This window comes from Pseudomonas cimarronensis, from assembly GCF_049331905.1.
In the GTDB taxonomy this organism is placed as follows: Bacteria; Pseudomonadota; Gammaproteobacteria; order Pseudomonadales; family Pseudomonadaceae; genus Aquipseudomonas.
This window is the reverse complement of the sequence record NZ_CP186283.1, coordinates 2,214,092-2,226,186: the sequence shown is the minus strand read 5'-3', so window position 1 is coordinate 2,226,186 and position 12,095 is coordinate 2,214,092. Positions and strand designations below refer to the sequence as shown.

11 protein-coding genes and 4 tRNA genes are annotated in these 12,095 nt (G+C 59.8%); 4 read left to right on the top strand and 11 right to left on the bottom strand.

Annotation, left to right across the window (positions count from 1 at the left end; translation table 11 throughout):
• Positions 1–86 precede the first annotated feature (86 nt).
• The 3 genes from ACOCLD_RS10375 to ACOCLD_RS10365 all read right to left on the bottom strand — a co-directional run bounded on the left by ACOCLD_RS10375 (position 87) and on the right by ACOCLD_RS10365 (position 2,674).
• On the bottom strand, positions 87–866 hold the full coding sequence (locus tag ACOCLD_RS10375; protein WP_422911787.1) for an ABC transporter permease: 780 nt from the start codon (positions 864–866) through the stop codon (positions 87–89).
• 11 nt (positions 867–877) lie between these two features.
• Positions 878–1,810, bottom strand: coding sequence for an ABC transporter ATP-binding protein (locus ACOCLD_RS10370; protein ID WP_422909100.1), 933 nt, complete (start codon positions 1,808–1,810; stop codon positions 878–880).
• Between the two features lie 204 nt (positions 1,811–2,014).
• Complete coding sequence (locus ACOCLD_RS10365; protein ID WP_422909099.1) at positions 2,015–2,674, bottom strand: transglutaminase-like domain-containing protein; 660 nt, start codon at positions 2,672–2,674, stop codon at positions 2,015–2,017.
• Positions 2,675–2,826: 152 nt separating this feature from the next.
• Here ACOCLD_RS10365 and ACOCLD_RS10360 point away from each other — a divergent pair, with 152 nt between their 5' ends.
• Together ACOCLD_RS10360 and ACOCLD_RS10355 are read left to right on the top strand one after the other, a co-directional pair.
• Entirely contained in the window at positions 2,827–5,274 is a 2,448-nt protein-coding gene (locus ACOCLD_RS10360; protein WP_422909098.1) for an acyl-CoA dehydrogenase, read from the top strand.
• A 64-nt stretch (positions 5,275–5,338) separates the two neighbouring features.
• Complete coding sequence (locus ACOCLD_RS10355; RefSeq protein WP_422909097.1) at positions 5,339–5,749, top strand: PA2817 family protein; 411 nt, start codon at positions 5,339–5,341, stop codon at positions 5,747–5,749.
• Between the two features lie 126 nt (positions 5,750–5,875).
• Here ACOCLD_RS10355 and ACOCLD_RS10350 read toward each other — a convergent pair.
• From ACOCLD_RS10350 to ACOCLD_RS10335, 4 genes are all read right to left on the bottom strand, one after another.
• Positions 5,876–5,951, bottom strand: a tRNA-Gly gene (locus tag ACOCLD_RS10350).
• A gap of 22 nt (positions 5,952–5,973) precedes the next feature.
• Positions 5,974–6,049 (bottom strand) — tRNA-Glu (locus ACOCLD_RS10345).
• Between the two features lie 43 nt (positions 6,050–6,092).
• Positions 6,093–6,168, bottom strand: a tRNA-Gly gene (locus ACOCLD_RS10340).
• 37 nt (positions 6,169–6,205) lie between these two features.
• A tRNA-Glu gene (locus ACOCLD_RS10335) sits at positions 6,206–6,281 on the bottom strand.
• Between the two features lie 224 nt (positions 6,282–6,505).
• Between ACOCLD_RS10335 and ACOCLD_RS10330 the strand changes: the two genes are divergently transcribed.
• Positions 6,506–7,276: a hypothetical protein gene (locus ACOCLD_RS10330; RefSeq protein ID WP_422909096.1), complete on the top strand. Its 771-nt coding sequence runs from the start codon at positions 6,506–6,508 to the stop codon at positions 7,274–7,276.
• A 70-nt stretch (positions 7,277–7,346) separates the two neighbouring features.
• Here the strand turns inward: ACOCLD_RS10330 and ACOCLD_RS10325 are convergent, their stop codons facing one another.
• Positions 7,347–7,829, bottom strand: coding sequence for a GAF domain-containing protein (locus ACOCLD_RS10325; protein WP_422909095.1), 483 nt, complete (start codon positions 7,827–7,829; stop codon positions 7,347–7,349).
• Positions 7,822–8,715: an ATP-binding protein gene (locus tag ACOCLD_RS10320; protein WP_422909094.1), complete on the bottom strand. Its 894-nt coding sequence runs from the start codon at positions 8,713–8,715 to the stop codon at positions 7,822–7,824. Before ACOCLD_RS10320 ends, ACOCLD_RS10325 begins: the two co-directional genes overlap by 8 nt.
• A gap of 98 nt (positions 8,716–8,813) precedes the next feature.
• Between ACOCLD_RS10320 and ACOCLD_RS10315 the strand changes: the two genes are divergently transcribed.
• The gene (locus tag ACOCLD_RS10315) at positions 8,814–11,126 is read left to right on the top strand and encodes a response regulator (protein WP_422909093.1); all 2,313 of its coding nucleotides are present in this window, start codon (positions 8,814–8,816) and stop codon (positions 11,124–11,126) included.
• On the opposite strand, the gene ACOCLD_RS10310 is transcribed toward ACOCLD_RS10315, so the two are convergent.
• Complete coding sequence (locus ACOCLD_RS10310; protein WP_422909092.1) at positions 11,102–11,578, bottom strand: MarR family winged helix-turn-helix transcriptional regulator; 477 nt, start codon at positions 11,576–11,578, stop codon at positions 11,102–11,104. The two genes, ACOCLD_RS10315 and ACOCLD_RS10310, sit on opposite strands and share 25 nt — an antisense overlap.
• A complete protein-coding gene (locus ACOCLD_RS10305; protein WP_108486524.1) occupies positions 11,575–12,060 on the bottom strand; it encodes a glutathione peroxidase in 486 nt (161 codons plus the stop codon). The genes ACOCLD_RS10310 and ACOCLD_RS10305 overlap by 4 nt, the downstream gene beginning before the upstream one ends.
• Positions 12,061–12,095 lie beyond the last annotated feature (35 nt).

The following is a 12,095-nucleotide window of genomic DNA, read 5'->3' as shown; positions in this document are numbered from 1 at the left end:
ACCCCTAATTCTTTGTAGAGGCCGAGTCTAACGGCCGAGCCGCGCAGATCAGCCGTTAAAAATGTTTCCCGATGTTGGTTACCCGGTTACTGGCGCATGCCCCGGCCACTGATCAACAAACGGATGCACACGCCATACAGCACAGCAGTGGCGACCAGCATAAAGGCGATGGCCACACCGATGCGGATGTCGGAAACCCCAAGAATGCCGTAACGGAAAGCGTTGACCATATGCAGCACCGGGTTGGCCAGCGACACCGTCTGCCAGAACGGCGGCAGCAGGCTGATCGAGTAGAACACCCCGCCCAGGTAGGTCAGCGGCGTCAGCACAAAGGTCGGGATGATCGAAATATCGTCGAAGTTGCGCGCATACACGGCGTTGATAAAGCCACCGAGGGAGAAAATGGTCGCGGTCAGCAATACCACCAGCACTGTCACGCCGAGGTGGTGCACCTGCAGGTGAGTGAAGAACAGCGACAGCACAGTGACGATCAGCCCCACTGCCAGGCCGCGCAGCACACCGCCGATTACATAGCCGGTGAGGATAATGTGCGGCGAGACCGGCGAGACCATCAACTCCTCAACGGAGCGCTGGAACTTGCTGCCGAAGAAGCTCGATACCACGTTGCCATAGGAGTTGGTGATCACCGACATCATGATCAACCCCGGCACGATGTACTCCATATAGGTGAAGCCACCCATGTCGCCGATCTGACTGCCGATCAGGTTGCCGAAGATCACGAAGTACAGAACCATGGTGATCGCCGGCGGCAGCAGGGTCTGTGGCCAGATGCGGGTAAAACGGCGGATTTCGCGGTAGACGATGGTGCGCAGCGCGACCATGTTGGCGGTGAATTCGGAATTCAGATAAGCCGTGCTCATACCGCCACCTTCGCCAGATTCTTCTCGACCAGAGAAACGAACAGCTCCTCCAGGCGGTTGGTTTTGTTGCGCAAACTGAGCACCTCGATCTTCTGCAAGGCCAGCTGCCGGAACAGCTCGGTAATGCCCTGCGCCTTGTCCACCTGCACTTCCAGGGTATGCCCGTCGAGCAGTTGCGCCGGGTAACCAATCAGCTGTGGGGCGACCAGTTGGGCGTCCTTGAGATCGAGCAGGAAGGTTTCCACATGCAGCTTCTTCAGCAGGTCCTTCATGCTGGTGTTCTCGACAATCCGCCCGTGGTCGATGATGCCGATATTGCGGCACAGCTGTTCGGCCTCTTCCAGGTAATGGGTGGTGAGGATGATGGTGATGCCATGCTCGTTCAGCTCGGTGAGAAAGCTCCACATCGAGCGGCGCAGTTCGATATCCACCCCGGCCGTCGGTTCATCGAGAATCAACAGGCGCGGCTGATGCACCAACGCACGGGCGATCATCAGGCGGCGCTTCATCCCGCCGGACAGCTCGCGTGACGGCACATTGTGCTTGCCCCACAAGCCAAGCTGGTTGAGGTATTGCTCGGCGCGCTCCTTGGCGATTTTCGCCGGAATGCCGTAATAACCGGCCTGGGTCACGACGATGTCGAAGGCCTTCTCGAACTGGTTGAAGTTGAACTCCTGCGGCACCACACCCAGGCAGCGTTTAAGCGCCGAGGGCTGTTTATCCAGATCGTGACCGAACACATTGACCGTGCCGCTGCTTTTGGTCACCAGGGTCGAAAGAATGCCAATGGTGGTGGATTTGCCGGCACCGTTAGGGCCGAGCAAGGCGAAGAAATCGCCTTCAGCCACGTCCAGGTCGATGCCATGCAGCGCCTGGAAGCCGTTGCCATAGGTCTTGGTCAACTGGCGAATGGACAGAGCGGTACTCATAAAAATGCGCACACCTGATTGAATAAGAGGAATCGAGAAGGACGCAGCAACAGCGCGAAGTGGCCCAAGTCTAGCGCCTGGCACACCTGCACCGCAGCCCTTTGAGGGAAATATGCCAGCCCCGAGCTGGGCAGCAGCCTACCAGTGCCGAGCGCAGATTAAACGCGGCAGTTGCCGATTGTGCTTATCAGCCCGGTCGATAGATCAGCCTGGTTGGGCCTCGGTGGCGAAGTCGCCACTGATCGACAGCGCATCCTCGGCAAACAGATGTGGGTAGCAAACGGCCAGATGACCGAAGAACAGCGGCTCCGGCACATCGGCAAACTGGCCGTGGTCGTGCAGGTATTCCATATAACGCTCGCCCTGCTGGTTGAACGGGTGGAATACGCTGTCGCTCAGACCATCGAACTCCAGCGGCGCCACCTTGAATACCCGGCACAGCGCCAAATTGAACGCCGGCGTGGCCTTGACCCAGCGCTCACCCAGGTACAACTCGGTGTAGCCGTGCATGGCGAACACTTCGCTGCGCAGCATCTCCAACAACCGTGGAGTGGCCAGGTGGTTGCGCACATCGGCCAGGCCGATACGCGCCGGGATACCGCAATGGCGGGCGCAGGCGGCCAGCAAGGTGGCTTTGGGCACGCAGTAACTCTCTCCCGCCTGCAATGCGTGGCTGGCCTTCAACGTTTCGGCATCACGGCTGAATACATAGGGGTTGTAGCGAATTTCATCACGTACCGCGTAGTACAGGCTGACGGCCTGTTCACGCGGTTCTCCACTGGCGCCACGAAACTTTTCTGCGAACTCCACCAGCGCGGGGTGGTCACTATCGATGAAGCGGCCGGGCTCGAGGTATTCACGCATCAGGGTTTCTCCATAACTGAGAAACCAGTCTAACCACGCGGCTCCGGCCAAGGTCACGACGATTCGGCCAAGCTCACCGCTCTTGTCGCCATCAATGGCGACTACGCTCGTGATGGTGCGTACACACGCATTGTCATCATGGAGGATTCTGCATGCTCGCTCTCTGGTTACTCGCCCTACTGCTCGGCACGGCCTTTCTCGCTCACCGGCGTACCGCTCCCCTACCCGCACTTGGCCTGGTGGCCGGCTTTCTGATGCTGATGGGCGTATTCAGCCATGCACCAGTCTGGCTGATGGGGCTGTTCTGGTTGTTCCTGCTGGCCGTGGCCTTGCCACTGCTGCTGCCGGAGCAACGCCGCAATCTGTTCACTGCACCGCTGTTTGCCTGGTTCAAGCGCGTACTGCCGCCGATGTCGGCCACCGAACGCGACGCCATTGAAGCCGGCACGGTGTGGTGGGATGGCGAACTGTTCAGCGGCCGGCCGGACTGGGACACCCTGCTCGCTTACCCCAAGGCGCAACTCACCGAGGAAGAGCAGGCGTTTATCGACGGCCCGACCGAAGCGCTGTGCGCCATGGTCAGTGACTGGCAGATCGGCCAGCAGATGGACCTGCCCGCAGAGGCCTGGGCGCATATCAAGCAACACGGTTTCTTCGCCCTGATCATTCCCAAGCAATACGGCGGCAAGGGCTTTTCCGCCTATGCCCACTCCCAGGTGGCGATGAAGCTGGCTACTCGCTCCGGCGACCTGGCCTCCACCGTAATGGTGCCCAACTCCCTCGGCCCGGCCGAACTGCTGCTGCACTACGGCACCGAGGCGCAACGTGATCACTACCTGCCACGTCTGGCCTGCGGTGAAGACATCCCCTGCTTCGCCCTCACCGGCCCCCTGGCAGGCTCCGATGCTGGCGCTATGCCGGATACCGGAATCATCTGCAAAGGCCAGTGGCAAGGCGAGGAAGTGATCGGCCTGCGTCTGAACTGGGAAAAGCGCTATATCACCCTCGGCCCGGTCGCCACGCTGCTCGGCCTGGCTTTCAAGGCTTACGATCCCGAGCATCTGCTGGGTGAAGAGGAAGACCTGGGCATCAGCCTGGCGCTGGTGCCCACCGACACGCCTGGCGTCGAAATCGGCCGCCGCCACCTGCCGCTCGGCGCCGCCTTTATGAACGGCCCGAACTCCGGCAAGGATGTGTTTATCCCGCTGGATTACTTGATCGGCGGCCAGGAGATGCTCGGCAAGGGCTGGATGATGCTGATGAACTGCCTATCCGTGGGCCGCTCCATCTCCCTGCCGGCAGTCGGCACCGGCGCGGCCAAGTTCACCAGCCTGACCAGCGGCCAGTACAGCCAGGTGCGCGAGCAGTTCAATGTGCCGCTGTCGGCCTTCGAAGGCATTCAGGAAGCCCTCGCAAGGATCGCTGGCAACGCCTGGCTGATGGACAGCGCACGCATCCTCACCGCCAATGCAGTGGACTTGGGCGAGAAGCCCTCGGTGCTCTCGGCCATCCTCAAGTATCACCTGACTGAGCGCGGCCGCGAATGCATCAGCCACGCCATGGACGTACACGGCGGTAAAGGCATCGTCATGGGCCCGAACAACTACCTGGCGCGCTCCTGGCAAGGTGCGCCGATCTTTATCACCGTGGAGGGGGCCAATATCCTCTCGCGTAACCTGATGATCTTTGGTCAGGGCGCGATTCGCTGCCACCCCTACGTGCTCAAGGAAATGGCCCTGGCCGGTCGCGAAGACCAGGACCAGGCGCTGCAGGAATTCGATGAACTGCTGCTGCAGCATATCGGTTTTGCCGTCAGCAACGCCGCCAGCAGCCTGCTGCTCAGCCTCGGCTTTGGCGTTTTCAGCCAAGTACCGGGCGACCGTATCAGCCGTCCGTATTTCCGCGCCCTCAACCGACTGGCGGCGTCCTTCGCCCTGCTCGCCGACACCAGCATGATGTTGCTCGGCGGCGAACTGAAACGCCGCGAACGCCTGTCGGCGCGTCTCGGTGATGTACTCAGCCACCTGTACCTGGCCTCGGCGGCGCTCAAGCGCTACCACGACCTCGGCTACCCAGAGCATTCGCAACCTATGCTGCGCTGGGCCGTGGAAGAAAGCCTGGGCAAGGCCGAGCAGGCACTGGAAGAGCTGCTCAGCAACTTCCCCAGCAAACTGCTCGGCTGCGCCCTGCGCCTGCTGGTATTGCCGCTGGGCCGCCGCCACAAAGGCCCAAGCGATAAACTGGACGCCGAAGTGGCTGGCATCATCGGCCGCAACAGCGGCGACCCGGCACTGGAGGAGTTACTCGAAGGCTGCTATCGCCCACAGGCTGAACAGGACCCAGTCGGTGCCCTGCAATATGCGATGAATTTGCTGCGGAACGTCCAGGGCCTGCAGAAAAAACTACACAAGGCCGTCAAAGCCGGCCAGGTACAGGAACTGCCAGGGCAAAGCCTGATTGATGCCGCGCTGGCTGCCGGCGTGCTCAACGCTGATGAAGCGCATAGCCTGCAACAAGCCGAAGCCGCGCGGCGGGTGGTGATCGATGTCGACGACTTTGCCAAGGAGGAACTGACGCTGGAAACCGGCAAAGTGCGCTAACGAGGACAGCGGGCGACGCGAGCCTTATACTTGCGCGCCCGTTTTACCCCTACAGGATTACCCCATGGCCAACACCCACATCGACCATCACCTCACTCTGCTGCAGCACCTGCGCACCATCCTGGTCGCCCTGGGCGAAGCCGAGCAGATTCTCGATGATAGCCACGCCATGTACCTGGAACGCTACGACGAACTGCTCAGCGACCTGCCAAGCGACCCGGAAGCCAGCCTCTACCTAGGCCAGGACCTGATCAGCCAGCTCTTCCAGCGCTACCCACAAATCGCCCACCTGATCCCGCGCGACCTGCTGTGGTTCTTCGGCGGTGACTGCCTGCACTTTATGCCGGACGAAGAAATCGAGATGTACCAGACACTCGAAGAACGCCGCTTCTACGCTGAAGAAAACAACGAACCCTTCGACTGGAATCAGGAAAAGCAGCTGCTGAGCATGCCCGCTCAGGGCGGCACACACTAAGCCGTAGCCAGAAATAAAAAAGCCCGCACGGCATCACCGGCGGGCTTTTTTGTAAGCACCAAAAACAGCACAAACAAAAACGCCGCTCAATGAACGGCGTTTATGATGCTTTCTATCGAAAGAAAATGGAGCGGGAAACGAGACTCGAACTCGCGACCCCGACCTTGGCAAGGTCGTGCTCTACCAACTGAGCTATTCCCGCATACAACTTGGTACAACAAAAATGGCGTCCCCTAGGGGACTCGAACCCCTGTTACCGCCGTGAAAGGGCGGTGTCCTAGGCCACTAGACGAAGGGGACCTTGGAACTTTTCGGTTACCTGCCTGAGCAGATCACCTGAATTTGGAGCGGGAAACGAGACTCGAACTCGCGACCCCGACCTTGGCAAGGTCGTGCTCTACCAACTGAGCTATTCCCGCATACAACTTGGTTTTTGCAGCACACTTCATTAAGAAGTGGCGTCCCCTAGGGGACTCGAACCCCTGTTACCGCCGTGAAAGGGCGGTGTCCTAGGCCACTAGACGAAGGGGACGCTGCCCGGAAACTACAACTTCTATCCGGCTTCTACACGTTTTGCCGTGAGGCTTTGCGCTACGAAGTGGCGCGCATTCTATGGAGCCTTTAAAGGCTCGTCAACCTCCGCGTAAAAAATTTTATAAATCAACGACTTCAGCTACGAATGTGATGCAGCTCTATCAGCCTCCAGGCTAAGGCACTACACTCGGACGGAAAAACCGGTGAACGAGAGGCTCCACCATGTCCCCACTCGTGATTACCATTTTGATTGTTGCAGGCATCGTCATCCTGATGGGCATTGCCTACATCAACCATATGGTCGAGAACAACAAACTGGAGAAAGCGCGCATCAAGGCCGACCTCAATGATCGCCTGCGCCGCTGCACGGACCTCGCCGAAGCACTCCCCGGCCAATTGATGACGCCTGCCCTCAAGCTGTTGCTAAGCCGCCTGCAATTGCACTTCAGCGAACGCATGCTGCCTTTGGACAAGGGCAACAATGCGCTCAAGGCGCGCATTGAGGAGCTGCGCAAACTGATTGCCCAGGGCGAAGCCGTCACCGTAAACAACCCGCCGCAACCCATCATCAATGAAGCCAAAGCCAAGGATGTGCGCTTCCAGCTGGAAAACCTGCACGGCCAACTGAGCCGTTGCGCCAAGGAAGGCATCATCAATGCCAGCGAAACCAAACATTGGGCAAAAGAAGTCCGCCATATGTTGACCCAGGTGCACATCGAGTTCTTCGGCAACCTCGGCAACCAAGCGCTGCAGCAGAACCAACCCGGCCAGGCACGTCTGGCATTCGAACGTGGCGTGCAATACCTGCGCAAGCAACCTGATCCAGCGCCCTATCAAAACGCCCTGAAAAAATTCGAGGAACAACTGGCGCGTGCCAATGCCATGGTTCTGGAAAGCAACAAGCCGGCCACAGACCAGCCCAGCGAATTGGACGCCGGTCTGAACTCACTTGGCGGTGACGATGAGTGGAAGAAGAAGAACATCTACGACTGAACCCAAGCATTTACAAACCCGCTGCATAAAAAAGCCCGGCCAAGCCGGGCTTTTTTATCACTTCAGGCACTCAGCAATCCGTCAGTTCGATAAACACCTGAGCTAGCCGCTCGATGCCAACCTGGTCTTCAGCGCTGAACCGCCCCAGCCGTGGACTGTCGAGGTCCAGCACACCGAGCAGGCGTCCATCCTTGAACAGCGGCACCACCAGCTCACTATTGGAAGCACTGTCGCAGGCGATATGCCCAGCAAAGGCATGCACATCGTCCACTCGCTGGGTCTGCCCAGTAACCGCAGCAGCGCCGCAGACACCGCGACCGAAAGGAATCCGTACACACGCCACCTTGCCCTGGAACGGCCCCAATACCAACTCTTCGCCACGAGCCAGGTAGAACCCTGCCCAGTTCAGATCACTCAGTTCCTGAAACAGAAACGCCGAAAACTGCGCCGCATTGGCAATAAAGTCGCGCTCCCCGGCCAGCAGCGCCTGCAGCTGTGCGACCAGCAGTGGGTAGCCGTCGAGCCCCTGCCCACTCTGTTGTAGATCAATCATCGTGCTTACTCAGTAATTGCAGGCCCACCCAGTCACGGGCGAATTGATAGGCGCAGCGTCCATTACGGTTACCGCGGCCCAAGGCCCAGCGTATGGCCGCCTTTTCCAGTTCCTCATGCCACTGCCAGACCAGCCCGGCCTGGGCAGCGTGTACCCCCACCCAATGCCTGACCACATCGAGAAAATGCGCCTGGGTAAAGGGATAGAACGACAACCACAAACCGAAGCGATCGGACAGTGCGATCTTGTCCTCCACCGCCTCATTGGGATGCAATTCGCCATCGACTCGCTGCCAGTTCTCGTTGTCGCTCTGTTTTTCCGGCAGCAGATGACGACGGTTGGAGGTGGCATACAGCAGCACATTGTCCGGCGCGCGCTCCAGAGAACCATCGAGCACAGTCTTCAACATGCGGTAATCGCCTTCGCCTGCCTCAAACGACAGGTCATCGCAGAACAGCACAAAACACTGCGGCAAGCCGCTCAGTTGTTCGACGATACGCGGTAGATCGGCCAGGTGATCGCGTTCGATTTCAATCAGGCGCAACCCTGCTGGCGCGTGCTCGGCCAGCAGCGCACGCACCAGGGACGATTTGCCGGTGCCACGCGCCCCCCAGAGCAAGGCATGGTTGGCCGGCAGGCCCTGGATAAACTGCTGGGTGTTGCGCGCCAACTGGGCACGCTGACGATCGACCCCGATCAGATCATCCAGATTCACATCCAGACTGACCTGCAACGGCGCAAGAAAACCACTGCGACCCTCGCGCTGCCAACGCGCCGCCAGGCTCTGCTGCCAGTCGATCTGCGGGCGCAAAGCCGGCAGCAAGGGCTCCAGACGCGTCAATAACGCATCGGCACGCACTAAAAAATCACCTAAACGCGAATCCACGACACACTCCAGAGTTTTCCGGCAGCCAGGCACTGCCGTGTGGTAAATCACTTGGGCTATGCTTGGCAGGCGATTCAACACGAGAACAACCGGCCCATATGGATATAGCGCTAACCCAACGTCTGTCATTCAAACAGGCAGGCTTGACCGTGTTGGTGGCCTTTATCCTCGGCACGGCGCTCAGCTTGATTCAAGTGGGCATCGATTATGCCAGCGAAGATGCCTCCATCAACCGCGAGATCAATGCGTTGATGGAAATCAGCCACAACCCGGCAGCGCGTATCGCCTACAACATCGACGCCGAGCTGGCGCAGGAACTGGTACTGGGCCTGCTGCGCTCACCGGCGGTAATCAGCGCGCAGATCATCGACAACAACCAGATGACCCTGGCCAGCGTCAGCCGCCCGGCCATGGAAAGTCGCTACCGAGTACTCAGCGACTTCATGTTCGGCCAGCGCCGGCATTTTGAAACTGCCCTGTTTGTCAGCCACTCCCCCGATGAAGCACTGGGCCGCCTCAGCCTTGAAGTCGACACCTACGCCTTTGGCAGCCACTTTCTCAAACGCTCGCTACTGACCCTGCTGACCGGCTTCGCCCGCAGCCTGCTGCTGTCGCTGATCCTGCTGGTGTTGTTCTACTTCATGCTGACCAAACCACTGACCGGCTTTATCCGCGCCCTCAGCGAGCGTGACCTGCGCAGCCCCAACAACGCCAAACTGCCCTACCCGCCCAACCATGAGCGCGACGAAATTGGCGTGCTGGTCGACGTAACCAACCGCCAGCTGAGCAGCATTGCCAACGAAATCGAGCAACGTCAGCAGGCCGAAGACCGCCTGACCCGCTACCTGGCCGAACTGGAAGACATGGTGTCAGCACGCACCGAACAACTGGAAGCGGCCAACAGCCGCCTGCTCGACTCCAACCGTGAGCTGGAACAGGCCAGACGTACCGCACTGGACATGGCCCAGGCGCGTTCGGCGTTTCTCGCCAACATGAGCCACGAGATCCGCACCCCGCTCAATGGCCTGCTGGGCATGTTGGCACTGTCGCTGGACGGGCCGCTGAACAATGAACAACGCCAGCAGCTGTCGATTGCCCACGACTCAGGCAAAGTGCTGGTCGAGTTGCTCAACGACATTCTCGACCTGTCGAAATTCGAGGCTGGCCAGCTCGAACTGGAACACATCCCCTTCGACCTTGGCAGCATGGTCGAAGAAACCGCCAGCCTGCTCTCGCAGAACGCCGCACCCGGCGTTGAACTGACCTGCCTAATCGACCCACAACTGCCCAACCAATTGCTCGGCGACCCGACGCGAGTTCGGCAGATTGTCAGCAACCTGCTGTCCAATGCCCTGAAATTCACCCGTTTTGGCAGGGTGGACATCAGCGTCAGCACGCAGGCCAATGGCGTCAGGATTATCGTGCGCGACACCGGCATCGGCATTGCCGAAGACGCGCAGAGCCGTATCTTCCACCCATTCGCCCAGGCCGAAGTTGGTATTACCCGTCAGTTTGGCGGCACCGGGCTGGGCCTGGCGCTGACCCGCCGACTGTGTGAAGCCATGCGCGGCCAGCTCAGCCTGGAAACCCGCGAAGGCTTTGGCAGCACCTTCTGCATCGACCTGCCCCTGCCCGGCCTAGGCAGCACACTGCAGCCTGCACAGCTGCGCGGCCGCATCATCGGCCTGACTCCAGCCAGCTCAGGGCTCAACGCACAGCTGGCCAGCCTGCTGCCGAACTGGGGGCTGGACTATCGCCAACTGGATACCGACAGTTCACTGCATGATCTGGACGCTGACCTGCTGATCAGTGACTGCCCACAGCGCCTGCAGGAGTTGCGGCAGAGCACCGGCCTGCCCATTTTGCTGATCAGCGCCTACGGTAACTTCCTCAGCAGCGAGCAAGTGGACAACCTCGCGCCTATCGAACAACTGGCCCGGCCGCTGTCACGCCAGACGCTGTTACAGGCCCTGCGCCACAGCCTGAACCAGAACGACAACCCGCCACGAGAACCCCAAAGCGAACCGCCACGCAGCCGTCAGGCGCGTGTATTACTGGTGGAGGACAACCCGGTCAATCAACTGGTGGCCAAGGGCATGCTGGGCAAACTCGGCTGCGAGGTGCTGCTGGCCAACCATGGTGCTGAGGCTCTGAGCCTGCTGGAAACCCAGCAGGTCGACCTGGTCCTGATGGACTGCAACATGCCGGTTATGGACGGCTACGAGACCACTCGCCGGATTCGCCAGAAAGAGGCAATCGCAAAATTGCCAATCATCGCCCTGACAGCCAATGCCCTGGCCGACGAGCGCGATCGCTGCCGCGCGGCCGGGATGGACGACTACCTGGCCAAGCCTTTCCGCAAAGATGAGCTGGCGGCACTGCTTGATCAGTGGTTAAGCAGCATAAACTGATCCAGCAGCCCGCCAACCTGGCTACGCAACGCCGCCAGCGCATCCAGATCGACACCGCGCTCGCATAGCAGCTGGCGTTTCAGCGGTAGCACCTGTTCACGCAGAGCACAACCAGCGTCCGTCAGGGCCAAGTGCACCTCACGCTCATCGCTAAGTGATCGGTTGCGGTGCAACAGCCCTTGCAACTCCAGACGCTTGAGCAGCGGCGTCAGCGTGCCGGAATCCAGCAACAGCCGCTCACCCAGCGCCTTGACCGTCGGCAGTGCCGGCGGTTGCTGCTGCCATTCCCACAGCACCAGCATCGCCAGGTACTGCGGGTAGGTCAGGCCAAGCTGATCAAGCATCGGCTTGTAGGCACGGATTACCGCCCGTGAAGCAGCGTAGAGCTTGAAGCACAGCTGATTGTCCAGCTGCAGCCCCTCATCATCCATGTACGGACTGGCCTGAGTCATTTCAGCAGCGCTTCAATCTCGGCTGTCAGGTCTTCAGGTTTAGTGGTCGGGGCGAAACGCTTGATCACCTTGCCATCGGCACTGACCAGGAACTTGGTGAAGTTCCACTTGATGCCCTGACTGCCGAGCAGGCCTGGGGCGCTTTTCTTCAGGTTGACGAACAGCGGGTGGGCATCGCTGCCGTTCACATCGACCTTCTTGAACAGCGGAAAGCTCACCCCGAAGTTCAGCTCGCAGAACTCGCTGATCGCGCCCTCATCACCCGGCTCTTGCTTGCCGAACTGGTTGCAGGGGAAGCCCAGCACCACCAGGCCTTGGTCTTTGTACTGCTGCCAGACGTTTTCCAGGCCCTTGTACTGCGGAGTAAAGCCGCACTTGCTGGCCGTGTTGACCACCAGCACGGCCTTGCCGCCGAAATCGGCGAGGGTTTTCTGTTCGCCCTTGATGGTGGTGACTGGAATATCGAAGAGTGCATTGCTCATGTGCGTCATACCTGGGGGAGTTAAAGTCGGCACAC